Here is a 25,471-nt window from a genome sequence, read left to right as displayed (position 1 = left end):
AAAATAGAAACTACTATTGTAGTAACAATTTTAAAACAAAACAATTATGAACCAAACATTAATTAAAGACTTATTAAAAGTACAAGGAGTTGAAGAATTATCAAAATCTGAAAAGATGGAAATAGGAGGCGGACGATCTTGGGATTGTAAATATGAAAATCCAGATGGCTCACTTCATACCGTAACCTATTCTTCAACCGCTAATGCTATAGCAAATTGTGATAACCATAGAAATTGTAGAGGATGTTCTTAAGCCACTATAATAAATAGAAGGTTATTAAAGTTAACAAGGTTGTCTTAAATAAAAAGGCAACCTTTTTATACTTAAATTACTACATTTACAGCTAATAAACACAGAAAAAAGAATACAATGAAAAAAGTTTATTTAGCTATCATTATAACTATGAGTGCTTTATCTGGAATAGCGCAAACCAATCCAGAAAATACATTTGGAGCTTGGTATATGTATAATGGTTCTCATACACTTTCAAATAAGTTTAGTCTAAAATCAATGGCACATTTTCGTTTTTTTGAAATAGGAGATGATATGCAACAATTTATAGGACGTTTAGGAGCAAATTATAAAATCAATACTACCTTAAGTGCTACTTTAGGATATGCTTATTTAAGTACAGACACTACATATGAGTTAGATAAAGGAGACTTTAACGAACACAGAGTGTATGAAGATTTAAACATTAAACATAAGATTGCTGAGTTAGGACTAGACCATAGATTAAGAGCTGAACAACGCTTTTTTAATAGTACTACAGGACATTTTATACGATACCAACTAGCTTTTAACTATCCTATATGTGATAAATGGTCTACTTATTTATATGACGAAATATTTTTTGATTTTGAAGGAGAAGCATTCAACCAAAATTGGATGGGAATTGGTGTAAAGTATAAAGTATCTAAAGGTGTTAAGTTACAGTTAGGATATATGAAGATTATAAATGATAATCACCAAGGTTTTGATAGGGTTCAAATAGGCGTAGCTATTAACACTAATCATCAAAAAAAGAAGTAAACATATTTTCAATACCTTAGCAGAAATTAACTACAATTTATGAACAATCAACCTTTATTTACCAATGACGCCATTGTTTTTGGTATTTTAATGATTTCTTTAGGCTTCGTTTTTTATACAGAAAATCAAAAATCAGGATTTTGGCACAAGTTTTATAAAATAGTACCAGGCTTATTTATGGCCTATTTTATCCCAGCTATTTTTACCACATTAGGCGTTATAGCTCCAGAGTGGGAAAGCTTAGATAAAGCAGGAGAAGTAGTAGTAAAAAACAAGTCGCAATTATACTATGTAGCAAGTCGTTTCTTATTACCAGCAGCGTTGGTACTAATGACGTTAAGTATTGATTTAAAAGCTATTTTTAATTTAGGTTCTAAAGCATTAATTATGTTTTTTACAGGAACCGTGGGTATTATTATTGGAGGTCCTATAGCCATTTTATTAATCTCTATTTTTTCTCCTGAAACCGTTGGAGGCGCTGATTTTGATGCTGTATGGAGAGGACTGTCTACATTAGCAGGAAGTTGGATTGGAGGAGGCGCTAATCAAACAGCCATGTTAGAAATTTATCAATACAATCCTTCAAAATACGGAGGAATGGTATTTGTTGATATCGTTGTAGCCAATATATGGATGGCCATTTTATTAATAGGAATTGGTAAAAAAGATAAAATAGATGCTTGGTTAAAAGCAGATACTTCAGCTATTGAAGAATTAAAAGAAAAAGTAGTAAACTTTACCCAAAGTGTAAAAAGAAATCCAACATTAACTGACATCATGATTATGTTAGCCATTGCATTTGGAACCGTTGGATTTGGACATTTTGCTTCAAAATATTTAAGTACATTTTTTGCAGATATAACCAAAGGCATAACTTCACCAACATGGCGAAATATATTCTCTTTCTTAGGCTCAGGTTTCTTTTGGTTAATCAGTATTTCAACTATAGTAGCTATAGCATTATCTTTTACCAAAGCTAAAAACTATGAAGGAGCAGGAGCTAGTAAATTGGGTAGTGTATTTATTTACATATTAGTAGCTACTATTGGAATGAAAATGGACTTAACCATGATTTTTGATAATGTAGGCTTAATAGCTATAGGGTTGGTTTGGATGTCTATACATGCAGGGTTGTTAATCTTAGTAGCCAAATTAATTAAAGCACCTTATTTCTTTTTAGCAGTAGGAAGTCAAGCAAATGTAGGAGGTGCAGCTTCGGCACCTATAGTAGCTTCAGCGTTTCACCCATCGTTAGCAACAGTAGGTGTTTTACTAGCCGTTTTTGGGTATGCTATTGGTACCATTGGAGCTATTCTGTGTACAATTTTAATGGAATTATCAGCCACAATTTAACAGAATTACGCATATTTGCAATCCTAAGGAGATAATACAAAATGATCAGAATGAAAAAAACAATACTTACACTTATCATCACTTCATTAATCATTGCATGTTCCTCTAAAAAAGAAGGAAACATGGTGGTTAAAGGTCAAATAAAAGGACTTAAAAAAGGAACTTTATACCTTCAAAAAATGAAGGATACAGTTTTAGTAACTGTAGACTCTGTGGCGTTATTAGGAAATGATATGTTTGTGTTAACAGATAATGTGGACAATCCAGAAATGTACTATTTAACATTTAATGGAAATACCAATGACAAACGACTGTTGTTTTTTGGAGAAAAAGGAGAAATTACAATCAATGACAAAGTAGAGGAGTTTGGGTTTAAGCCAGAGATTACAGGCTCTAAAAACCAAGAAGTAATCAAAAAATTTCAAGAAATAAACAAAAGATTCACAGATCAACGTTTAGACTTTATTAAAAAAGATGTAGAAGCAAGACAAGCGAAAGATGAAGAGGCAATAAAGCAATTAGAACTTGATTATAAAAAAATGGTAAGACGCAGATTTTTATTTACAACCAATTTTGCCATTGCCAACGCAGATAGTGAAGCTTCACCATATCTTGCATTAACTGAATTATTTGATGCCAACATACAATTGTTAGATACTATTAATAATAGTTTAACAGATAGAGTAAAAGGCTCAAAATATGGAAAGCAATTACAAAAGTTTGTAACCAATATAAAAGCAAAAGAACAAAAGTAATTGGGATTACTTTTGTTTAATAATACAACGACCATTCTTTTTAGAATGGTCGTTTTGGATTAATATTATTTTATATGGTTTACGAATAAGTTTTCCATATATGTAGGATCTGTAAAGGTTGACTATTTCGTGTTCTAAACTTGATATATGTTCTATATGTCAGATTGAGCGCAGTCGAAATCTTATTAAATTAAGGTGAGTTAGACTATAATTTTGTGTTATAAGTTTAATAAAATCATGCTTTCACTGCTTTGAGAAACTATTTATTCATCTCTTTTAAAATGCTATTATATAACTTTTGAATAGTTGTTGTAGAAGGCTGTTCCCTCATGTTTTTATAACGATCTTTTTCAGCAATTTCCCATCTGTATAACCAAGAAACACCCCATTTTTGATAATAATTTGTTTTTTGTTGGTAAATTGTATCAGTTAAAGCATTGTCTAAACTAATAAAAGAATATCCTTTCTGTTTTAAAGCAGTGATTAGTTGAGGTAAATAATCGGCATTCAAAGTATTATCATGACAAAGATAAATTTGCTTTATAGGACGCTGGTAATCCTTTTGTGCTAAGGCTTCAAAAAAATCAAAATACGCTAAGGTTTTATTTATATAAGCCTCTCCAATTTCTTTGGCTTTTTGTAGGTTGTTTTTAGTTAAGTAATACTCATAAACAAAATTATACATCCAATCAGAACTCTCAATAGTAAAAGGTGTAATATGATAGCCTTTTTTAGTTAAATAATTTTTTATTTGAGTTTGCTGAATAGAGTCTTTTCCTAAATCATTATACGGAAACCTAAAATGTGTAAGTGATTTATTATATTTTTTAGCAAGCTGTTTAGAAATGGCTTCTCCCTTTATAATTTCATCTTTATAAGCTTCAAGCCCTAAATCAGAATACCTAGCATGATTAAAGGTATGATTTCCTAAGGTTATATAATCTCTTTGAGCCCATTGATCCAAAAGATCAAAGTTTTTGGTAGTTGTTTCCGTACTATAGATAAGCACTTCATTTACAAAAACAGCAATGGGTATTTTCAAAGCATCCAGTTTGTTTAAAAGGAGTGATTGATACTTGTTCTTTTTAAAGTTGATAGCATTAGGTATATCGTCAATGGTAATAGATACCATTTTTTGCGAATTAACCAATTGAGATATTATTAGAAAGCCGATTAAGAAAAAGTGTTTTAAATACAAGGTGTTGGTGGTTTAGTTAGTTTGTGTAATTGAAAAGGGAATTTAAGAAAACTAAAGAAGAAAGTGTAATATAACAAGTAATAAGATTGAATCTATTTTAGGTAGCTAGTAATTTAAGCGTAGTTTAAAGTGGATGTATATCATCCACTTTATGGGGTGTTGTTTGTTTCCACCTTCGGGTGTTGTTTGTTTCCACCTTCGGGTGTTGTTTGTTTCCACCTTCGGGTGTTGTTTGTTTCCACCTTCGGGTGTTGTTTGTTTCCACCTTCGGGTGTTGTTTGTTTGCTCTCTCAGGTGTTGGTGTTTTACAACTAGTTATGTGCATTAAAATGTATAACCTTAAACGAATATTCAACTACTTTATAGTTTTTAATTAGTTAAAAATCTATTAGATTTGTAAGTATAATGGGAATAAACACTTTTGTGTTTGGCTCTACATTATCAGTAATTAGATGACAAACGAAAATCAAATATTAAATTGGTTAATGATTGGAATATCTCAATCACCCTTTAGTTTAAATGAAGTCTTTTATTTAGACAAAAACAACAATGAGTTTTTTTCTATTTTGGCTACTGATTATTTTATGCTTGACGAAAATTTAGAAATAGCTAAAAACACCACGACATCATATTCTAATCAAAATGAAAATAGTATAGTTAATAGAATTCAAAGAATCGAAAATGATGATGAAGAAATAATTGAAATACCAAGATTGTCATTTAATGAAAGAAAGAAAATATTAATTGAATTCCTTGATTCTATTAATGATAATAAAGAAAAAGAAAGAATTACAAGCCTGTATATTAATATTGATTCAGAAACCCCAGATGTGAGAAATCTTTTTAATCGAAGATTTGAAATTGAAAGTGATAAAAATATAGTTGAAAAGTGGAATACTTTAAAAAATGAAATTTTACTGATAAAGGCTGAATCTTTTGTTAATTTAAATAACATCAATTTATCGAATACAAAAATATGTGAATTTGAAGAGAAAGGAATCATAAGTATTGATCTCACAAAAAATGATAAAGGAAAAATTTTAAAACAGAAGAATAATAAATGGTGGGAATTCTGGAAGTAAAAACTACTGGTAGCAACGTTTATAATTAATTGCTAGGTTCTGGCTACTTTAGAAAGTATTCGTTGAAACCATAAAGTAATAATCTTTAGTTACATTTGGATAAAAATCGTAACTAATCATACACAAAACGTTAGTAAACATTAAAGATCTACAAAAATTTCTATAACTATGAATACAAAATTATTAACACCATTTTTACCCGTTGGCGGAAATGTTAAAGAGGGGCTAAAAATATTAAATTCTTTCTCGAAAGAAATAGATATAGAAAAAGATGGGGAAGTAACGAATTATCGAATTGAAGGCGATGATTTTGATTTGGCTTTATACGTAAATGATTCAAAAATAATTGCGGTATGGTATAATGACCCTATGGGAAGAGAAAGTGAAGAAGGAATGAAAAGGAAATTAGATTTATATATGGAGCGCTACGGAAAAAGAGAAGATTGGGAATTAATACTTAATAATGGTTGGATGGAATTTTATTATAATGATGTAGAAAAATTACAGATTGTTTATGGTTTGCATCAAGATGTGATTAGAGTTAACCTCATGTCTAATTAGGAATAGTCGTAACAGTAATAAATTAGAGGTTTGTAGCCCGCTTCATCTTTCTTGCAAAAGAAAAGGTAAGTGCAACGTAGTCGGCTACTATTCTTATACTAACCGTTAAACAAAAATAAATTGATGATTAAAAAAATTATTATATTAATAATAGTCTCTTTAACTACATTCCCCGCATTTTGTCAAAGCATAAAGAATACTAATGGTGTTCAGAATAAATTTTCTGATGGCCCTTATATATTTATTGAAAAAAATAAATTGATTGAAAAATCAGTAATAAAGGGGCAAGTTTTTTCAAAGACTTTAGAAGCCAATGTCTATAATACAATATTTCATCCTGAAAAAGCTGTTTATAACAAAATAAAGAAAATAGCCGCTCTAAGTGATATTCATGGACAATATGACTTAGCAGTAGAAATATTAAAAAACAACAAAATAATAGATAAGAAACTAAATTGGAATTTTGGTAAAGGACATTTAGTAATTGTTGGAGATATTTTTGACAGGGGTGATAAGGTTAATGAAATGCTTTGGTTAATTTATAAGCTTGAAAAACAGGCAAAAATAAAAGGTGGTCGAGTGCATTTTTTATTAGGGAATCACGAGTATATGATTCTTCATGAAGATTTAAGGTATATAAATGAAAAATATCAATCAACTTCTAAGTTATTGAATGTAGAGTATAATGAATTATACGGAAAAAATACACTTATTGGTAGGTGGTTACGTTCAAAATCTACAATTTTAAAAATAAATAACAATGTGTTTGTACATGGTGGAATTTCAAAAGATTTCTTAGCTATAAACGATTTTAATATCAAAAACATAAATGATATTATGAGGAAATCTATAGATCGTAGCAAGAAAGAAATGAAAGCTACAGATTTTTATAAAAACTATTATGGAGCATCAAGCTTGATATGGTATCGAGGGTATTTTCTTGATAAAAATTTGAAAGATAAAGATGTTTGCGAGATCTTACATGATATAAACTCAGAACATATTGTGGTAGGGCACTGTTCAAATGAAGAAGTGGTTAGTTTGTTTGATAACAAAATTTTTGGGGTAGATTCCAGTATAAAAAAAGGGAAATATGGAGAGTTATTACTCATTATAAATGGAAAATATTTCCGAGGAACCTTAGAAGGAAAGAAAATACGATTTTAACTGTAATTAAGGTAGATTAGACTTATGCTACATAAAAAAACTACTCTACATTTTACTGTAAAGTAGTTTTAATATTTATCATATTGCCTACTGACACATGATTCGAAAAACATTACTGTGTTAACAATCCATATTTTTTATATTAGAGTTATCTAGTTTTAGTTTAATATGTAAAATAGTTTAAAGCTTCTTTTCTAGCTTTATTATGTGCGCTGTTAATTGAATCTCTTATATAGTTTAGTTGTTTCTTTGAACCATGAAGCCAAATAGTAGTTTGAGTAGAATCTATAGTCCTAGTATCTAATCTAACAATAAACTCTTTTGTTATGAATGCAGCGTTAAATTCATAAGGTGCTAGTTTTGTTTTAATAGTATCATAATGACCTTGAGCACCTAATCCAGTTTGTATTCCTTGGATTCCTCTTTTTATTAATGAATATGTACTACCATTCCCAAGAACTCTGAAGCTACCTCCTCCACCTCCAGGGATTAATAATTCATCAGTATATATAGGATCGTATAGCTCACCATTTGGTCCTAGTTTTCTTCCCATTTCATCAGTTCCACCTCCAGTTCCCCAAACTGGGTGACCAGAAGTTGGAGTAAACGTATATTGTATTTGAGCAATACTAGTAGGTGGAGTAGTTCCGAAACTTATAAAAGGAGCATGCTTCCATGCTTTGAAGTCTGAATTAGGAGTTTTATTGGTTATAAAAACCTCATCTAGAAAATAATCAGAATGTAAAAAACCTCCTTCACCATAAATAAAAGCAGCGTCTCCTATTGCTTGAAGTGTATTAAAATTAAAACAAGAAGTGCATCCGCCATTTGGATCTGTTGCGGTAATTGGATTGTTTGCCATTCCCAGATACGGAGATGAAAATTCTCCATAAGGATCCGTAGTTAACCATCGACCAATTCTACCGTCCCATAAACGTAATTGAAAAGCTTCTTTACCAGTTTTAGGGTCTTTTTCTTGTCCTTGGTAGGTGTATCTGTATTTTTCTGCACCATTCACAGTACGCTTCGGCATCGCCATTCCAAAAGGATAGTAATCGGTAGCGCTAGATAAGCCAATAGCTTGCCCAGAGCTAGTTTTTCCCACTACAGCACGTACATTTCCTAAATGATCAGTTAATTGGTATAGGTTAATGTCTTCTCCATTTGTATTACGTTTGTAAACTCCTAAACGACTTGCTCCGTATATAGTGTTTTCGACTAAAGTTGGAGGAGCACCTCTTTCTCCGGAAACTTCCGAATTAAGGTAATTATAAATTCCCATAGGCGTTCCAGAAGCATCTCTAACATAATACGTAATGGTACTATTTCCACTTTGACTATAAGCTTCTTTACGTACACGATGTCCTCTATCATCATAAAAGAATTTTACCAGTGGTTGGTTTTTACGAGTGACTTCAGATACTAAACCACTAGCTGTATACGAATAACGGATAATATCATCAGGATTTTCTGGAGTTACATGTTCATGGTCTTCTATGAGTTGCCCAATAGCATTATACTTATAGTTTTCTCCATGCTGATCTTTAATGTCATTAGCATTGGTATTTTCAGTAACAGCATCATCAACACGTAATAATTGATTGGGTTGATCGGTTTTGTAGGCATAGGATAATTGATCCATAGCATTGCTACCGTTTTCTTTATTTTTATTACGTCGTAAACTTTGAATATTTCCATTGGCGTCGTAGGTAATGTTAGAAACATCGTAATCGGCTTTTCCAGTATCGCTATCTACAATTTTAGCATTTACATAACTACCTTCTACGGCTTTAAAACCAGGCAGCCACTTGATCTTTTTGGTAGCTCTATGATTTTCAGAATTCCCTGTATCAATAATTGTTGCATAGTTTTCAATAGCATTGTAGTTACTCTCAAAATTACCTTGATAGTTATAACGAGCGTCAGTTAGCCAATTGTTTCGATTGTATTTATATACATAGGTGTTTGGTTGACTGACTTCATTAGGTCTATTAGTATTACTAGTAATGGCTTTAATGTTTCCATTATATTGATCAATACCATTACTTATATTTGGAATAGGTTTAGGGGTATTACGTAAATAATCACCATTATAATAATGGATGTTCATTCCAAAAAGATCATTAGCATCACCACCAGGGTCTTTATCTTTACTCAAACTTGGATGATTGATACTTTTTAAGGCGCCGTTTAAATTGTATACATAGTCAATACCTTGTAAGCCTTCTGCTAAATCAATACTCTTTAAAGCACCCGTTTCATAGTATTCATAATTAGCATGTTCAGTATAGGTTTTATTGTCTAAAGAAGTTTCTACTTTAACCAGTTTGTAATTATCAGGATCATAGGTGTAACGATGTACAAATTGTTCTGATAAAAACATTTTTTGATAGATAACTTTGTTTACCAAACCAGTAATTGCATCGTATTCATAATCAATAGTTTTCACTCCCTCTAATCCTTCTATCTTTTGAGCTATCCATACTACACGTCCATAAATATCATAATTATACCAAGTTGTAGTAGTTTTTGGGTTTTCCGTGTAGGTTTTAGCCACATTACCAGCTAGAAACTGTTGCGCATTGTAAATATTTCTTCTAAAGTCATCCCCAAAAGCAGCAACCAAACCTTGATTATCAGCTTTGTCATATACGGTAATATGTTTTTCAGAACGAAAACCAGCAGGAACCAGTCCATCAGGATTCAATTGTGAAAAATTTAAAGGTTTTGGCGAGGTGTAAACACCACTTTCAATAGGTCTTCCTCTTTGATCGTAACTGGTATAAGACATTTGATTTTGTTCCTTTTGCTTGCTGTTTTGTGAAAAACGTATTTGCCCATCTTTACGGTATTTAAACCAAGCATCTCCTTCATCAGGGCTTTTAGTGTATTCTAGCTGCCCTAAAGAGTTGTAACGAAATTCGCTTTTTAATTTGTTTTGATTTCCGTCTCGTAAAGGTTGGTAAGAAGCAACTAAACGTCCAGTAGTATCATATTCATTTAAACTATAATCATAATAGTTTTCAGGATAGGTTACGGAAATATTTCCTGCTGTGTAGGTATCAGGATTACTTACGGCAATTCGATAAAAACCAGGAGGTAAAAAGTATTCCTCTTTAATACCAACTCTTTTTTCTGTAATCAAATCATAAATTTCTATAATGTTTCCTTGATTCCCTGAAAAAGAAATACCTTTTCTCCCCACAGGAATATGAATATCAACAAATCCTTGTGTGCCAATAGAAATGGTTGAGGTACGCGTATTATTTGGATTGCCTTCTTCATTTCCGCTTCTTGCAGTTGCTAAAGTGTTTCCATCTGTATCTGTAAAGACTACATTTTCTATTCCGTGTACATCTCTAGTAACAGTTTTAACAATTTTCTGTGTATTGTATTTGGGATCATTAAAAGCAACATGTTGTGAAAGTTCTTGACCAGCAGGCATGGAAAAAGAATACCCATTTTTCCACTCGCCATTTATTTGATTACCACCAATTGTTTTTAAAATAGCACCAGGGTTTAACTCACTATAAATAGTACGTGAATATGGTCGGGTGGTTTTATCTTGGTAGGGCTCGGTATTGTTACTTTCACTATAATACCAGCCAACAGAATTGTCAAAACTACCAACTTCGGAAGGATTTTCAGGATTATTTTCAAAATTGTATTTAGTAAAATAAGCACCACCTTCATTTCTAATAAAACCATTTACATATTGAAAACCATTACTGGTACAAGCCGCAGAGGGAGCGCTTAAACTTTGGAGAGCAGGTCTTCCGTGAGAATCATACATGGTTTGTGAAACCCAAGTTTTTCCCGTTTTAATATCTACACTTTGAGATTGAGTACTTTTTCCTAGTACATTGAAATAATTACGAGCTTTGGCAATTACTTTTCCATTAATGTCTCGTTGCTCACTTTGAATCCAGTTTAAGTTTTCTTCTCCTGAAGTAGTTTGTATAACTCTAATACTTCCTCTTGGAGAAGGAGGAATATGTGGGTTATCCGTACCATCATTAAAAAATACTTCAGCGGTTCTACAAGTTCCTGAAGTATTAGGCACGCAACTAACATCAATATAGTCTTCATGTTGCTGAATGCTAAGCCATGAAGGGTGTCTACCAATGCCTAATGAACTACCAACACAATTTTCAGGATTTTTGTTAATAACTACTCGTAATGTTTGATGATTAGTACCATCAAAATTTAGGGTTCCATTAACTACTTTTATACAACCGTGTTGTGCTAACAAGGGAGTGAGCAAAGTATTGAGAAATACTATAAAAAAAATAGATATAAAATTCTTTTTCATGATTATTGTGTTTTATAGTGATAGGTGTTTTTGCTAACTTCTTTAAATCCTCCAGTTATAGTTGGAGTATCTATCACTTCGTTATAAGTTTTAAATAACCTACCAGCAGCGTCATATTCATATTTAGTAGCTAAGTTATTGGCGCCAATAATATAGGAAAGCTCTCCCCATTCATTGTACACGTAACTGGTCATAGAAGCTTCTAGAGGATGAATTCTAAAGTCGTCTGCGTATAAAGTACTACCTGTAAGAGCCGTTACATAAATTTCTTCATATTCAGCAGATAATGATTCATAATGATTTAACTGTATCCAGTTACCAGAGGTGATACTCTCACCATTAAATGATTTTAATTCATCATTAATAAATATTCTAGCTTTATCTGCATTAGCTTTATTAATCCATACAGAAATTTTGTAATCCCCAGCGCGGTGGGAATCTCCTATATGCATTGCCATATGATACCCTTTATCCCCTGAACTTAGTTTTAGAGAATATTGTCCTGTGTGAGCCAACGAATTGTCTCTGTAATTAGCTCCTTGAATTTCTTTACCTAAAAAGTTAGAGTTATTTATTCTATTTTCAGCTCCACTGTAAAATATTTCTGTATATCCTGCATTAGCAACGGCTTCAACTTTAGTATTATCTCCATTCATTACAGAAGCCATTTTGTTACCATTAATATCAATAGTTTCTAATGGAGATGAAAAATGGTTATATAAATTAATAGTGGAAGTTGCTGTCCAATTTAAATTTGTTTGTTCGTTAGGGTAGATCCAATTGAAGTTATCAAAATCTCCAAGATAACCTGCATAAGCACCATCATTTTCAATAGGCCCTTTCCAAACATAATTTTTATGTTTTCTCCATATTTTAGCGGCATTACTTCTAGGTTTGAATAAACTACCATCATAGTTACGATATAACCAATTCTTGTTCCATGTAGTAATATTTGCACTAGTTGTTTTCCATTGATTCCTACTTCCTTTTATTTGAGTTAAATTAATGGCTTGTTGTGTTAGCATGTTTTTATTGGTGGGGTTATCTACTTTAGATCCCATTCCAAAACCATCAGGAACCCCATCTTCATTTTTATCTAATTCACCAGAGTATTCGGGTATTGTATACGCAGGAATATTTCGTGTTTTAAAAGTAGTGCCATTGCTTAATGTGGTTATTATATCCAGAGGCTCTCCTGTGTTAAAATCAAAAGAATTATAGTCTTTAAAAAATGAATATCCATTTTCAAAAGTTGTTGTACTTCTTAAAACAGAAGGGATTTTTTTAATAGAAGCAACTGAAATGTTGTAGTTTATCTTTTGCTCATCCTTATTATCAATGTATTTATATGAATTAAAGGACTCTTCTACCACACCTTGCTTTTGTGCATTAAAATCGGTTTTATAAGAATTTACAACTTTTCTTAGTAATTGATCATTTGAATTATAAGAAGCTACTTTTATTAGCCTACCAATGCTTCCAAAGTTTTTAGTTTCTTCATATTTTTTTATATTGATCTTCGAAATTGTTGTTGTAGATTTTATGTGTTTAGATGTATAATCTGCATTTTGAGCTACTTTAATTTTTAAGATATCTCCCATACTAAAGTTATCGTTAGTTCCTACTGCTTTATCAAGTCCTTTAAAATCATATAAATTATAAGTTCCATCACTATTGAGAACTTTTACATTTTTATATACAATTCCAGGACTAGGTAATTCATTTAAATAAAGTATATCTTTATCATGCTTTGAAGGTGCATACGAGGTAGTTCCTGAAGATTTATATCCTGTACTTGTAGGGTTTTGATCGAAATTAGGAATGTTATAATAGTATGTTTTAGAAGAAACTTCAGTATCATTTTCAAAAACACCTATTTTTTTTACTCTTAGGCCCCCACCGGCTAGGTTTTTTTGAGAGTTTTGAGCGATTAATTTATATTGAAATGTTACCCGTGTTCTATTTGAGCAACCACCACTCAAATCTGGGCATGCTCCTCTTCTTGTGTTTTGCATAATATGTCTTGAAAAATCATTACCCATTGGTCCAGCATCATAAAGCCAATTAAGACCATCTCTATGATTACTTGTATAGGAAAGACTAGTTTCAAATGTAACTTTGTTATCCGAAACTGTGACTACATCAATCTCCTTAAGAGGAATGTTGATACTACCACTTCTAGATTTACATCCCCAATCATTATATTCATGTGCTAAACAAGCCCATATGTCTGCAATTATTGGAGTTCCTATATTAAAATAATCAGAAAAATTACCTTGAACCTCACTTTCAGGAGCTTTTTCAACATCAAAACGTAGTTTGTTGTTGTAATTGTAAAATTTGAACTGTAACCCATTTTCATAAACTCTTTTTGAAATAGAAGCTTCTTCGTAATAATCATCTGTTTCATATTCAATATTTATTTTACCTCCTAATGGATTAGTTATTGATTTAAGACTGCTTGACGCTGGATTGTTTTTCGTATACCCCCAATCATCTCTGTTTTTTGGATTGTAATTTTCACTGTTATAATAATCAAACTTATATGGAGGAGTAATGTTATTTCCAGCTTTACCCTTTATATTTAATTCCGTTAACGTTAATCTTCCCTTAGATGTAGCTTCTGAATTAGGTGTGTTTTTTAATAAAGAATAGTCGTGTTTAAAATCTATAACTTGAATGGCTTTTTCTCTTAAGTTAAAAGATGAGGTTTCTACATCACTTTCATCCATTATTTGCTGATAATAGTGGCCTTTCCACTTTTTATTTGCTTTTTGAACTACTTTATCACCACTATCATAAATAAGGGTGTGACCTTCTCCTTTACAACATGTTACTCTTTGTCTTTCAGTAAAAAACATTTCTCCAATTTCAATAGGTTTTTCTCCATTGGCTTTTGAAAAATTAATAGGAATATCACTATTGTTTAAAAGTAATATTTCTTTTAATCTTAACGTTTTTTGTTCTTTTGAATTATAATAAAAACTATTGTCTGCTCTAATAGATTGATTATTTGCGTCAAAGTAAGAGTTGAAAGCGTAATTTTCATATAGACCTGGTTTATAGATTTTATTGTCTGTTCCTTTAAACATATTATAATCTGAGAAGCCGAGTAGTATTTCGGTATACCATTTTCTATCTGTTTTACTATTGCCTATTTTAATTTTACTAGATTTATTATCTTTTCTTGCTTCCTTTACAAAGAGAGCTGTATGAGTTCTTGTTTTTATTCTATCTAGGTAATAAATTTCTTTGCTTCCCCATCCATAACTTTTAGACTTTTCATTAAACTCATAACCTTCAAGAGGAGTTCTCCATGTATATCCATCTGTCCATTTTCCGTAATCAAAATTAACCCAATATCCATAGTCATTTTTATCTATAATATAATTTCCATTCGTATCTATATAATCGGGGCCAACAATGGCGGTTAAAAGCCAATGAGTAGCATAACTATCTAAAGAATGTTGTTCAAAAAATTTATCTTCTATATCGTGTTTTAAAGAAGAGCTTCTGTCAAACTTTTCTTTTTGATAAACAGGTATTGTATAAAAATATGTTTTACCATCTGAAGTTGTAATTTTAAATCCGCCAATACCATCTTCATTGTAATCATCACGGTTAGTAAGAGAGTTGGTAAAACCTAGAATATTTGAATTTAGAATTTGTTTATTGGTAAAAGTTTCAATGTAAGACCCTTTAGTTATTCTCTTAGAGTTTTCATTATAATTATTAAATGTTATTCCATTATTAGTAAAGGAAGTATTTAAAGAACTGTTTTCAGCCTCGAATCCATCGAAAAGCTCAGAAGGTCTTGTATGTTCGGCTGGTGGTGGAATATTTAACAAGTTTGAAGATAGAGATAAGTATGATGAATATTCATTATCCATGTAAAAGTGAATGGTGTTATTGGTTCCAATACTTTTAGAAAAAGATCTTTTCCTATAGGGCATAATTGTATTATGTTCTCCATCAATAGTATGAGTGTTAATATCCCTTCTCATTTGGTGAATAGTACCAGAATTACTAATTACTGGAGACATTGTAGCAGATAAACCTTGCGCAGCAATACTATAATGATCGAAGGCTAAGTTTGTTAAATTATTGTCGTAATTTGCTTTAGACCTATCAGTATTGTTCTTTACCTCATACGCATCAAAATCTTGTAAATATGGTAGCTTTGTGTTTTGAGAAGATAATACTTCATTTAATTGGCCAGAGTATAAAGTACCCGTAGCAGTATATGTTTTTTTATCATGGTTCCAGTATCTAAGCTTTGGAGACTTTGAATAATTCAAGTTTATTTTTAAAGCTTTAAAATAAAGACTAAAATCTACCATTATGGCACTTCCTGATTGTGAATAAGAAGTAGCTGAAGATGCTGAGTTGTTATTTTTAGATGTTCCTACATTTGCTATATTAAAGTTTCCTCCACTAGTTGATGTTAACGATATACCTAGTCCATTTTTTGTGGAGTTTAAAGAAATACCACCTCCTCCAATTCTATTACTAGCATATGAAATACCAATTCCGTTTGAACCTGCATTAATTCCCAAAGTAGCATCTTTTCCTTTAAAACCTGCATGAGCTCCAAAAGCAAAATAGCTAGATGTTTCACCTCCAAAGGCTCTATTTTCACCCCAAGCAGAGTATAAACCCACAGAATATTTTCCATTACCTCCCCAACCTACGCTTAATGATAATTTATTACTTGTAGATTCTCCTCCAATATTATATATCATATCTGTTCTTTTGGAATCTTTCCAGTCATCTGGAAAGCCATTTATAGATCTATTAATAGCACCAGGATTCAAAGACCAACCTAAACCAACCCATGAAGCTTGTTGATCCATAGCAATGCCAGCGTGATAGGATAGTGCCAAAGGATAGCCTCCTTCAGGACTTGGCACGTTTAATATAGGTAATACATAAGACATATCACCCGTTGCTAAGTTAACCATATCAGTAGCATCAACGGGTTCAAAAGCCATGGCTTCAGGAGCATTTGGACCATTATTGTTAGCCCATAATTGATGATGTGGGAGTAAACTTTGTAAAAAAGTAAATATAAAAAACAACGCAATGGCTTTATGCGAAGGCTTTGTAGTAACTTCTTTATTTGTGAGGTTATTTTTATTGTTTATTTGCATGAGAAATTTGTTTAGATATTAGTAATTAATAGCTAAGAATAAAAAACATAGTTATTACTTGTTTTGCTTATCCAGTAATAATTGTTCTAGTCTTTTTAATCGGTTCTCTTGTGTTTGTATTTTCTTTTCTTGAGAAATAGTGTATAAGGTTAACTCTTCAATTTTTTCTAAAAGCTTGGCATTAATTTCGCCTATTTTGATTCCTTTTTCAGCCACTTCTTTAGCAGAAGGTATGTTTTTAAGGTGTCCTTTCTCCTTTATATGAGTTTCAACCTCTTTTAAGGTAGGAAGGTTGTAATCCTTTTCAAAAACATAATCTGCCCAATCCGTTTCCACAGTTACTTCTTTAGCTCTTACTTGACCGTTGACAGATAGTTTAAATTTGGGATCCGGACTTGAAGTACCAATACCAACAATATCATTAGTTATTATTTTTCCTTCAAACATAGAGCTACCTTTTATCACTACCGCATGTTGTGTAAGGTAATCTCCATAAGTTCCTATTCTTAATCTTGAGTTTGGCTTACCCATTTGCATTACTTTAGCTCCATCTGCAAACTCTAATACTTTAAAATATTCTGACTGATCTTTATCTAATAAAATGAATTGACTTTCTTTTCCTTTGTCAGCAATAAAGCGTAACCTTCCTTTATTGTTTTGATCTTCAATGCCAAAAAACACAGAATTAGGAAAATCAAAAAAGTTAAGTAATCTTTCTTCAAAACCATTGTCGTAGGTTCCTACCAATCTTCCTGCAGATAAAGCAATACTATTAAGGTTTCTATCTTGCCAATTTCCTGCTGCATCTGCTTCAATTGCTGCATCTAAGCTTTTAGCTTCAAAAATACCTGTATTGGCTTTAAAATCCCCTTCAATTACTGAGGCTCCATTTACAACCATTGCTTTTTCAGGAAGGTATTCTGAAAGTCTACCCACTCGTAGTTTAGAGTTTGGTTTTCCCATTTGAAGAAAAGTACCGTCTTGACTCCATTGTACTTTGAAAAACTCATCACCGTTTGTATCATGATATGAGTTTGAAGTTAAATTAGGATATGCCCAAGTTTGTTGTCTTCTTTTTCCATTAAAATCCCATACACTTTGCTCTAAATATCCAGTTTTACTTATATGCCAAAGAAAATTTTTCTTTTCTCCATCTACATTTTTACCTAAACGTAGAGGATAACTACTAACAGATACATCTTCTCCTAAAATGGCTCCATTAACGCTTTTTAAAGCACCATCTATAAAAGTGTTTCCTTTTACAGCTAAGCTCTCATTACTATTAAATGTTTTAGTATTAATTCCAATTCTGTTTGTACTAAAGTCTCCATAAATTAGTGGAGTAGAATCGTTAGAGTTTTCTATATATAACTTGTTACTACCAGCTTCATTATATCCAGCATAATTACCAATAAGAACATTACCTTCACCTTTATTTTTAAATCCTGCATGAGAACCTATAAAAACGTTTCTGTCTCCAATGCCAGATTGCCCAGCTAAAGCACCTATATATACATTGTTTATCCCAGTAGTATTGGCATAACCAGAATAATAACCTAAAAAAGTGTTAAGTGTACCTGTAGTGTTAGAGTAGCCTGTTTTTGCTCCTAAAAACATATTATAAGAAGCAGATGTATTACTTCTACCTGCATCTTTACCTATAAAAGTATTAAAGTTTCCTAATGTGTTTTTAAATCCAGAAGTAGCACCAATAAAAAGGTTATTGTTTCCTGTAGTATTTTCTTTTCCTGAATTATAACCTAAAAATAGGTTGTTAGAAGCTGAGGTGTTGTTAAGCCCTGCATTTGCTCCAAGAAATAAGTTAAAATTACCATTAACATTACTATAACCAGAAAAACTTCCAATAAATAAGTTATTGGATGCTGAGATATTATTAAAACCAGAGCTATTTCCAATAAAAAGATTATAGAGGCCTGTAGTGTTTTTAGCACCTGCTTTAGCTCCAAAAAAGGAATTGTTACTGGAGGTGGTTAATTGCCCAGCTTGATAGCCAAAAAAACTATTATTTGTTCCTTGATTACCTGAATCTACACCAACATTGGTGGTAGATTGAGCATTGATAAAAGTTACTGTAAATAGTAACATAAACGCTGAGATGACATTTTTTTTCATTAGGAATGTGTTTGTTTTTAAGTTTTAGATACTATTTAGCTGTTTTATAATTTGATAATGAATTCAGTAAACAGTATTTTATACTGTATAGTGCTACTTAAAAAGAAATGTTACCCAGTTTTTTAGAAAATTTTCGAATACTAAAAATGGAATGATGTTGTAAGAAGAAAGGAAAGAAATACGTAATTTTTTTAGAAAGTATCATAAATAAAAAAAACTACAGCCAATAGACTGTAGTTTTAAAATAAAATTATTTAGATAAATATTTTATACGGTTGCTAAAATAGCATTAGCGGCAGCTTCCGCAACAATATGGTCATTTTCTACTGTGCTACCACTTACACCAACAGCACCAATAATGTTACCATCAGCATCCTTTAATGGCACACCTCCAGGAAAGGTAATTAAACCATTGTTAGAGTGTTCAATATTAAATAAAGCACCACCAGGTTGAGATAATTCTCCTACAGTACCAGTGTTCATATCAAAAAAACGAGCTGTTTTAGCTTTTTTAATAGAAATATCTAATGATCCTAACCAAGCACCATTCATTCTAGCAAACGCTACTAAGTTAGCACCTGCATCTACTACAGCAATATTCATTTTAGTATCTATTTCTACAGATTTTGCTTTGGCTTTTGCAATAATTTCTTCTGCTTGTTCTAAAGTAATGTTCATAATTTAATGTATTAGTTTTAAAGTACAGCAAAATTAATAGATAAAAGTGTTTAGATATTTACGATAAAAGTTCAATAAGTTATGAATAAAGTCCATTTAAACCTGAGTTGGATTTATACCAAATCTGGTTTTAAAGGCATTACTAAAGTTGGATAAGTTGTTATAGCCTAGATTTAAATAAATATCAGAAGAAGTTAGATTTCCTTGTTCTAATAATTCTTTAGCCTTTAATAAACGTTGCTCACGAAACCATTTACCAGGAGAAATGTTATACTCTTTTAAAAAATGACGTTTAAAAGTTGAGAGACTCATATTACACAAAAAAGCAATTTCTTCTAAAGATAAAGGTGTAAAAATATTTTGCTCAATGCTTTTTTTAAATGAAGATGTTTCTGGGGTAACTAAAGAGATTAAATAGTTTTCAAAACGAGCTCCATATTTACTCAATAAATACATTAAAAGCTCTTCAAATTTAATAGACAATAAAGCGTTTGAAAAAGTAGAACGTTTGTTAGTAATGGTAGTTAATGAGTTAAAATAATAGCCTAAATATTCATCATTATCAATGGTGAAAAAAGATGAAGATTTTACCTTTTTTTCTTTAGACTTAATCATTTGTTTATTTAAAAACTCCTTAAGATTCTCTTCAGAAAAAAAGAAAAGTTTACAGAAGTAAATAGTATCTTTATCCAACAACTCACTCCATAAACAATTTCCCTTTTTTATAAGAATAGATTGATTATTATTAACGAATGCTGAGGTGTTAGCAAAATGAACTTGTTTTTTGCCAGTTTGTAAAAAACTAAACATATGCATGTTTAAATTGACCTTAGTTTTTATAGAATCTTCGGTCATTTTTAAGTCGTATACAAATAAATTAGGTTTAGGTTTATTTGTATTGAAATAGAGTTCAGGTATGTTGTCTATAGGCATGAGTTTATTTCCATTGTTTAATTAATTCAGTAATCCCGTTTTCAAAACCCTCATAAAATTTACCTTCCTTAAAATAAGGAATCATATTATTGTTAAGTATAGTGCTACAAATGTCGTCTGTTAAAACCTTTTGGGTATCTAGTCCAGTAGCAATTCTTATTTGTTTACAAGGATTACAAAAAACGATTAAAATACCGTTGTTTTTTTCAGCACTTCCTATGCCCCAATAGTTTCCTAAATCAGTACTAAACTTTCTAATATCCGTGTAAGATTCAATATTATTAACGGTAACTAAAGCTATTTGACGTGTCGTTTTTTTATAATAGTTACTAATTAAACTCGTTAATTGCCGTTTTTGAGAAGGATTAAGAATATTACTATAATCATTAACAATTTGGCCTGTTAATTTACTTTGTTTGTATTTTTCTACAGAATTAAAGTCAAAAAAAGGAATAGTCTTTTTAGTGTTCCTTTCAGAAACCGTGAGCTTACAAGAAACAAGAGAAATTGTAAGTGAAATAAGTAAAAGTTGAATAATTTTCATTTTCTAATAACAAATTAATATAATATTAAAAACCATCAGCAATAGTACGTAATCCTTTTACATCCAACACAAAAATATCTTTTCCTTGTAAACGAATTAGTTGTTTCTTTTTTAATTCTGAAAGAAGTCTAATGGCAGATTCAGTTGCAGTTCCTATAATGTTAGCAATATCTTCTCTAGTAAGATGGATGTCAATAGCACCATTATCATGTTTAGTAAAACGTTCATCTAAATATAACAAAGTGGCTGCTAAGCGTTGCTTTACCGTTTTTTGAGCCATATCTACTATAATATTATCTGCATTTTTAAGAGAAGTGGCCATGTTTTTTAAAACCTCCATAGTAAAGTTTGGATTTCTAGCTAGGTCATTTATAATTTCTTCTTTAGGAATAAAACAAACTTCCATATCATTAACTGCTACAGCTTTTAAATTAGAAACTTCATTATTAATTAAGCTACGTTCTCCTATTAAATCACCTCTTTTAATTAAATGTACAATTTGATCACGTCCATTATCACTCCTTTTAGAAACTTTGCAAACACCATTTTTTATGCAAAAAACACCATTAATATGTTTTCCTTCTTCAAAAAGAATGTCTCCTTTTTTATATAGTTTATGGGTTTTACAACTAGATATTCTAACTAGTTCCTCTTTTGTTAATGCTTTTAAAGAGTTAAATTTTCGCACAATACATTGTTCACACTTCCCGTCCATAATGTAGCTTTTTGTAGTGTATCAAAGATACCAAAAAGCTGATAAATATCATATTTTTAAAACAAGCATAACAGCATCTTTGCAGTGAGTAATCAACAAAAGTATGAAGGGAGATAACTGTTTTCATTGTGGTAATGAATGTGATATAGATGCAATTAAGATTGATGATAAATTATTTTGTTGTAACGGATGTAAAACAGTTTATGAAATTTTTTCAGAAAATGATTTAACTTGTTATTACAACTTTGAAAACAGTCCTGGAGCTACTCCTGAAGAAATCAAAGGAAAGTACAACTTTCTTGAGAACGAGGAGATAGTTGAAAAGTTACTAGAGTTTAAGAATGAATCTGTAGCTGTTATCAATTTATGTATTCCGCATATTCATTGTAGCTCTTGTATTTGGGTTTTAGAAAACCTACACAAGCTAAAAAAAGAGATTAAACAATCAAGAGTTAATTTTCCTAAAAAAACAGTAAGAATTACGTATGATACTAGTATAACTTTAAAAGAAATAGTAGTAATGTTAAGTAGTATTGGCTACGAACCCTATATAAGTTTAGAAGATTATGAAGTAGGAAAGAAAAAAGTGAACCGTAATTTAATTTATAAACTTGGTGTTGCAGGATTTGCTTATGGAAATGTAATGTTTCTGTCTTTTCCAGAATATTTTGAAGTATCAGAATATTGGTTAGAGCAATACAAATTTGTTTTTAGATGGCTGATGTTTATTTTTTCATTACCTGTAATTTTTTACGCAAGCACGGATTATTTTATCTCAGCTTATAAAGGAATAAAATCTAAAGTTTTAAACATTGATGTACCTATTGCATTAGGAATTATCGTTTTATTTATAAGAAGTACAGTAGAAATTGTTTTTGATTTAGGAACTGGTTTTTTTGATAGTTTAACTGGTTTGGTTTTCTTTTTATTATTAGGGAAGTTTTTCCAGCAAAAAACATATCAATTTTTATCATTTGAAAGGGATTATAAATCCTATTTTCCAATTTCAGTAACAAGGTTAGGAAAAGAAAAAGAAGAAAATATATCTATTTATAAAGTAGAAAAAGGAGATCGATTATTAATTAGAAATCAAGAATTAATTCCTGTAGATGGTGTTTTAATAAAAGGAGAAGCTGCTATAGATTATAGCTTTGTTACAGGGGAAGCAAATACAGTTAATAAAAGTTCTGGAGATAAGATATACGCAGGAGGTAAACAAATTTCAGGAAGTATAGAAATGGAAGTGTTAAATTCAGTTTCTCAAAGCTACTTAACACAATTATGGAGCAATGATGTTTTTAAAAAAGATAAGAATACTTCGTTTAAGACACTAACTAATACAATAGGAGAGAATTTTACTATTGCAGTGCTAACTATTGCTTTTATTGCTACCTTATTTTGGGTATTTTATGATGCTAATAAAGCTTTAAATGTTTTTACAGCGGTATTAATTATTGCTTGTCCGTGTGCAATAGCATTGGCAGCTCCTTTTGCTTTGGGAAATATGCTACGAATTTTTGGTAAACAAAGGTTTTATTTAAAAAATGTTACTGTAATTGAGCAATTAGCTACTATAAATAGTGTAGTTTTTGATAAAACAGGAACGCTAACCAATACTAAAAAAAGCGAAGTTGAATATTACGGTCAACCAATAAAAAATAAACAAAAAAGTATATTAAAAAGTTCTTTACGAGCTTCTAACCATCCATTAAGTAGAACTTTATATAATACATTGAAAGATGATAAAATAGTAGCTATTGATGATTTTAAAGAACATGTAGGAAAAGGAATAGAAACCATTTGTGGAAATAATAAACTAAAGGTAGGATCGTCTTCATTTGTAAAAAATAAATCTGAAGTTAGTAACATGGATACTTCAGTGCATTTGAGTATAGATAGAGAATACCTAGGTAAGTTTACTTTTAAGAACTCTTATAGACAAGGAATGGAAAAGGTATTAGGGATGTTAAGTCATGATTATGATTTGGCTGTAGTATCAGGAGATAATAATGGAGAAAAAAAATACTTAGAAAAGCATTTGCCTAATAAAACAAATTTAGTGTTTAATCAAAAACCTAAAGATAAGCTTACTTATATAGAAAATTTACAAAAGCTAGATAAAAAAGTAATGATGGTTGGCGATGGCTTGAATGACGCTGGAGCATTAGCACAGAGTAATGTTGGTGTAGCTATATCTGAAGATATTAATGTGTTTTCTCCCGCCTGCGATGCTATTTTAGATGCTTCAAGATTTCATTATTTAACTACTTTTATAAAGTTGTCTAAACAAACAGTAAAAATAATTAAGTACTGTTTTTTACTATCTTTAGCTTACAATATAGTTGGGGTGTATTTTGCAGTAACTGGACAATTAACTCCAATAATAGCAGCTATTTTAATGCCTCTAAGCTCTATTAGTATAGTATTATTTACTACCATTGCTACAAATTTAATTAGTTACAAAATAAAATAAATATGGATAACATAAACCAATATATAGATCATACTTTATTGAAAGCAACAGCAACTCAAAAAGATATTATTCATTTATGTAAAGAAGCTAAAACTCATAATTTCTATGCGGTATGTGTAAACGGTAGCTATGTAGCATTAGCTAAAGAAGAATTAAAAGGGAGCAATGTAAAAGTAGCTGCAGTAGTTGGTTTTCCGTTAGGAGCAATGTGTGCCAAGTCAAAAATATTTGAAGCTAGGCAAGCAGTGGTTGATGGAGCAGAAGAAATAGACATGGTTATTAATATAGGAAACTTATTAGACGGAGAATATGAGAAAGTAGAAGAAGAAATCCGTCAAGTTAAATTAGCAATTGGGCATTATACATTAAAAGTAATTTTTGAAAATTGTTATTTAACTCAAGAGCAAATAAAAAAAGTGAGTCAATTAGCTATAAATGCAGGAGCAGATTTTATCAAAACTTCTACGGGGTTTGGAACAAATGGAGCCACAGTTGAGGATGTTACTGTTATGAAAGAAATAGCAAAAAATAAAATAGAAATAAAAGCTGCAGGCGGTATTAGAGACATAGCCACAGCTCAGACATATATAAAAATCGGAGTAACTCGTTTAGGAACATCATCTGGAGTAGCTTTGGTTACTGAAGGAAATATAAAAGACGGATCTTACTAAAAAAGCATTACATGAGCGTACATATAGAAGCAAAAAAAGGAGAAATAGCAGAGACGGTATTATTACCTGGAGATCCGCTTAGAGCAAAATGGATAGCAGAAACATTTTTAGAGAGCCCTGTTTGTTATAACAATGTGCGTGGTATGTTAGGGTTTACAGGAACTTATAAAGGAAAAAGAATTTCAGTCCAAGGAACAGGAATGGGAGTACCATCAGCATTAATTTATGCACATGAGTTAATTAATGAGTATGGTGTTAAAAAACTTATTAGAGTTGGTTCAGCAGGTTCATATCAAAAAGAAGTTAAAATCAGAGATATAGTAATAGCATTAGCTGCTTCCACAAACTCAGGGTTAAACAAAATTCGTTTTAATGGTGCAGACTATGCACCTACAGTAAGTTTCAAATTACTACAAAAAGTTATGCAAGTAGCAGCACAAAAAGAAATAGTGTTAAAAGCAGGGAATGTACTCAGTTCCGATGAATTTTACGCTGATGATTTTGAAAGTTATAAGAAATGGGCAGATTTTGGAGTTTTATGCGTAGAAATGGAAACAGCTGCATTATATACCATCGCAGCAAAAAATAAAGTAGAAGCATTATCTATTCTTACTATTTCAGACAGTTTAGTAACAGGAGAGAGAACTTCTTCAGAAGAAAGAGAACAAACATTTAAAGAAATGGTAGCCTTGGCTATAGAAATAGCTTAATTA

18 protein-coding genes are annotated in these 25,471 nt (G+C 31.0%); 10 read left to right on the top strand and 8 right to left on the bottom strand.

Features of this window, described 5'->3' with window-relative positions; translation table 11 throughout:
• Positions 1 to 46 precede the first annotated feature (46 nt).
• From ABNT65_RS10540 to ABNT65_RS10525, 4 genes are all read left to right on the top strand, one after another.
• Positions 47 to 253 (top strand): hypothetical protein, encoded by a 207-nt coding sequence (locus ABNT65_RS10540; protein ID WP_348702460.1) that lies wholly within the window; start codon positions 47 to 49, stop codon positions 251 to 253.
• Positions 254 to 370: 117 nt separating this feature from the next.
• On the top strand, positions 371 to 1,033 hold the full coding sequence (locus tag ABNT65_RS10535; protein WP_348737874.1) for a DUF2490 domain-containing protein: 663 nt from the start codon (positions 371 to 373) through the stop codon (positions 1,031 to 1,033).
• Positions 1,034 to 1,072: 39 nt separating this feature from the next.
• A complete protein-coding gene (locus tag ABNT65_RS10530) occupies positions 1,073 to 2,386 on the top strand; it encodes a DUF819 domain-containing protein (RefSeq protein ID WP_348737875.1) in 1,314 nt (437 codons plus the stop codon).
• Between the two features lie 50 nt (positions 2,387 to 2,436).
• Positions 2,437 to 3,141, top strand: coding sequence for a DUF4369 domain-containing protein (locus ABNT65_RS10525; protein WP_348702463.1), 705 nt, complete (start codon positions 2,437 to 2,439; stop codon positions 3,139 to 3,141).
• Between the two features lie 259 nt (positions 3,142 to 3,400).
• Here ABNT65_RS10525 and ABNT65_RS10520 read toward each other — a convergent pair whose 3' ends face one another.
• Positions 3,401 to 4,273, bottom strand: a complete 873-nt coding sequence (locus tag ABNT65_RS10520) for a polysaccharide deacetylase family protein (RefSeq protein ID WP_348745812.1) — start codon at positions 4,271 to 4,273, stop codon at positions 3,401 to 3,403.
• A 518-nt stretch (positions 4,274 to 4,791) separates the two neighbouring features.
• Here ABNT65_RS10520 and ABNT65_RS10515 point away from each other — a divergent pair.
• The 3 genes from ABNT65_RS10515 (at position 4,792) to ABNT65_RS10505 (ending at position 7,149) form a co-directional block, all read left to right on the top strand.
• Positions 4,792 to 5,421, top strand: coding sequence for a hypothetical protein (locus ABNT65_RS10515; RefSeq protein WP_348745811.1), 630 nt, complete (start codon positions 4,792 to 4,794; stop codon positions 5,419 to 5,421).
• Between the two features lie 168 nt (positions 5,422 to 5,589).
• Positions 5,590 to 5,982, top strand: a complete 393-nt coding sequence (locus ABNT65_RS10510; protein ID WP_348745810.1) for a hypothetical protein — start codon at positions 5,590 to 5,592, stop codon at positions 5,980 to 5,982.
• A 123-nt stretch (positions 5,983 to 6,105) separates the two neighbouring features.
• Positions 6,106 to 7,149 carry a metallophosphoesterase gene (locus tag ABNT65_RS10505; protein WP_348745809.1) on the top strand — a complete coding sequence of 348 codons (1,044 nt, stop codon included), beginning with the start codon at positions 6,106 to 6,108 and terminating at the stop codon, positions 7,147 to 7,149.
• A 163-nt stretch (positions 7,150 to 7,312) separates the two neighbouring features.
• On the opposite strand, the gene ABNT65_RS10500 is transcribed toward ABNT65_RS10505, so the two are convergent.
• The 7 genes from ABNT65_RS10500 to ABNT65_RS10470 all read right to left on the bottom strand — a co-directional run bounded on the left by ABNT65_RS10500 (position 7,313) and on the right by ABNT65_RS10470 (position 21,614).
• On the bottom strand, positions 7,313 to 11,461 hold the full coding sequence (locus tag ABNT65_RS10500) for an RHS repeat-associated core domain-containing protein (RefSeq protein WP_348745808.1): 4,149 nt from the start codon (positions 11,459 to 11,461) through the stop codon (positions 7,313 to 7,315).
• Positions 11,462 to 11,463: 2 nt separating this feature from the next.
• Positions 11,464 to 16,611 carry a hypothetical protein gene (locus ABNT65_RS10495; RefSeq protein ID WP_348737885.1) on the bottom strand — a complete coding sequence of 1,716 codons (5,148 nt, stop codon included), beginning with the start codon at positions 16,609 to 16,611 and terminating at the stop codon, positions 11,464 to 11,466.
• A 54-nt stretch (positions 16,612 to 16,665) separates the two neighbouring features.
• On the bottom strand, positions 16,666 to 18,744 hold the full coding sequence (locus tag ABNT65_RS10490; RefSeq protein WP_348745807.1) for a hypothetical protein: 2,079 nt from the start codon (positions 18,742 to 18,744) through the stop codon (positions 16,666 to 16,668).
• A gap of 267 nt (positions 18,745 to 19,011) precedes the next feature.
• Positions 19,012 to 19,422 (bottom strand): heme-binding protein, encoded by a 411-nt coding sequence (locus ABNT65_RS10485; RefSeq protein ID WP_348704118.1) that lies wholly within the window; start codon positions 19,420 to 19,422, stop codon positions 19,012 to 19,014.
• Positions 19,423 to 19,518: 96 nt separating this feature from the next.
• Positions 19,519 to 20,355: an AraC family transcriptional regulator gene (locus ABNT65_RS10480; protein ID WP_348737887.1), complete on the bottom strand. Its 837-nt coding sequence runs from the start codon at positions 20,353 to 20,355 to the stop codon at positions 19,519 to 19,521.
• 4 nt (positions 20,356 to 20,359) lie between these two features.
• On the bottom strand, positions 20,360 to 20,899 hold the full coding sequence (locus tag ABNT65_RS10475; RefSeq protein ID WP_348737889.1) for a TPM domain-containing protein: 540 nt from the start codon (positions 20,897 to 20,899) through the stop codon (positions 20,360 to 20,362).
• 25 nt (positions 20,900 to 20,924) lie between these two features.
• On the bottom strand, positions 20,925 to 21,614 hold the full coding sequence (locus ABNT65_RS10470) for a Crp/Fnr family transcriptional regulator (RefSeq protein ID WP_348737890.1): 690 nt from the start codon (positions 21,612 to 21,614) through the stop codon (positions 20,925 to 20,927).
• Positions 21,615 to 21,717: 103 nt separating this feature from the next.
• Here ABNT65_RS10470 and ABNT65_RS10465 point away from each other — a divergent pair, with 103 nt between their 5' ends.
• From ABNT65_RS10465 to deoD, 3 genes are read left to right on the top strand one after another with little or no spacing between them, the layout of a single operon-like run.
• The gene (locus ABNT65_RS10465) at positions 21,718 to 24,087 is read left to right on the top strand and encodes a heavy metal translocating P-type ATPase (RefSeq protein WP_348745806.1); all 2,370 of its coding nucleotides are present in this window, start codon (positions 21,718 to 21,720) and stop codon (positions 24,085 to 24,087) included.
• 2 nt (positions 24,088 to 24,089) lie between these two features.
• Entirely contained in the window at positions 24,090 to 24,758 is a 669-nt protein-coding gene (gene deoC, locus ABNT65_RS10460; protein ID WP_348704123.1) for a deoxyribose-phosphate aldolase, read from the top strand.
• Positions 24,759 to 24,769: 11 nt separating this feature from the next.
• Positions 24,770 to 25,468, top strand: coding sequence for a purine-nucleoside phosphorylase (deoD, locus tag ABNT65_RS10455; protein ID WP_348704124.1), 699 nt, complete (start codon positions 24,770 to 24,772; stop codon positions 25,466 to 25,468).
• Positions 25,469 to 25,471 lie beyond the last annotated feature (3 nt).

Origin of the sequence: Tenacibaculum sp. 190524A02b, assembly GCF_964036645.1 — a bacterium.
Taxonomy (GTDB): Bacteria; Bacteroidota; Bacteroidia; order Flavobacteriales; family Flavobacteriaceae; genus Polaribacter; species Polaribacter vairaonense.
The sequence above is the reverse complement of the archived record's forward strand: the minus strand, read 5'-3'. Positions and strand labels throughout refer to the sequence as shown.

Coding starts and splice junctions, on each gene's coding strand:
- ABNT65_RS10520 (WP_348745812.1), bottom strand. CDS start 4,273: ATGGTATCTATTACCATTGACGATATACCTAATGCTATCAACTTTAAA.
- ABNT65_RS10525 (WP_348702463.1), top strand. CDS start 2,437: ATGAAAAAAACAATACTTACACTTATCATCACTTCATTAATCATTGCA.
- deoD (WP_348704124.1), top strand. CDS start 24,770: ATGAGCGTACATATAGAAGCAAAAAAAGGAGAAATAGCAGAGACGGTA.
- ABNT65_RS10490 (WP_348745807.1), bottom strand. CDS start 18,744: ATGAAAAAAAATGTCATCTCAGCGTTTATGTTACTATTTACAGTAACT.
- deoC (WP_348704123.1), top strand. CDS start 24,090: ATGGATAACATAAACCAATATATAGATCATACTTTATTGAAAGCAACA.
- ABNT65_RS10535 (WP_348737874.1), top strand. CDS start 371: ATGAAAAAAGTTTATTTAGCTATCATTATAACTATGAGTGCTTTATCT.
- ABNT65_RS10470 (WP_348737890.1), bottom strand. CDS start 21,614: ATGGACGGGAAGTGTGAACAATGTATTGTGCGAAAATTTAACTCTTTA.
- ABNT65_RS10480 (WP_348737887.1), bottom strand. CDS start 20,355: ATGCCTATAGACAACATACCTGAACTCTATTTCAATACAAATAAACCT.
- ABNT65_RS10505 (WP_348745809.1), top strand. CDS start 6,106: ATGATTAAAAAAATTATTATATTAATAATAGTCTCTTTAACTACATTC.
- ABNT65_RS10530 (WP_348737875.1), top strand. CDS start 1,073: ATGAACAATCAACCTTTATTTACCAATGACGCCATTGTTTTTGGTATT.
- ABNT65_RS10500 (WP_348745808.1), bottom strand. CDS start 11,461: ATGAAAAAGAATTTTATATCTATTTTTTTTATAGTATTTCTCAATACT.
- ABNT65_RS10475 (WP_348737889.1), bottom strand. CDS start 20,899: ATGAAAATTATTCAACTTTTACTTATTTCACTTACAATTTCTCTTGTT.
- ABNT65_RS10510 (WP_348745810.1), top strand. CDS start 5,590: ATGAATACAAAATTATTAACACCATTTTTACCCGTTGGCGGAAATGTT.
- ABNT65_RS10540 (WP_348702460.1), top strand. CDS start 47: ATGAACCAAACATTAATTAAAGACTTATTAAAAGTACAAGGAGTTGAA.
- ABNT65_RS10485 (WP_348704118.1), bottom strand. CDS start 19,422: ATGAACATTACTTTAGAACAAGCAGAAGAAATTATTGCAAAAGCCAAA.
- ABNT65_RS10515 (WP_348745811.1), top strand. CDS start 4,792: ATGACAAACGAAAATCAAATATTAAATTGGTTAATGATTGGAATATCT.
- ABNT65_RS10465 (WP_348745806.1), top strand. CDS start 21,718: ATGAAGGGAGATAACTGTTTTCATTGTGGTAATGAATGTGATATAGAT.
- ABNT65_RS10495 (WP_348737885.1), bottom strand. CDS start 16,611: ATGCAAATAAACAATAAAAATAACCTCACAAATAAAGAAGTTACTACA.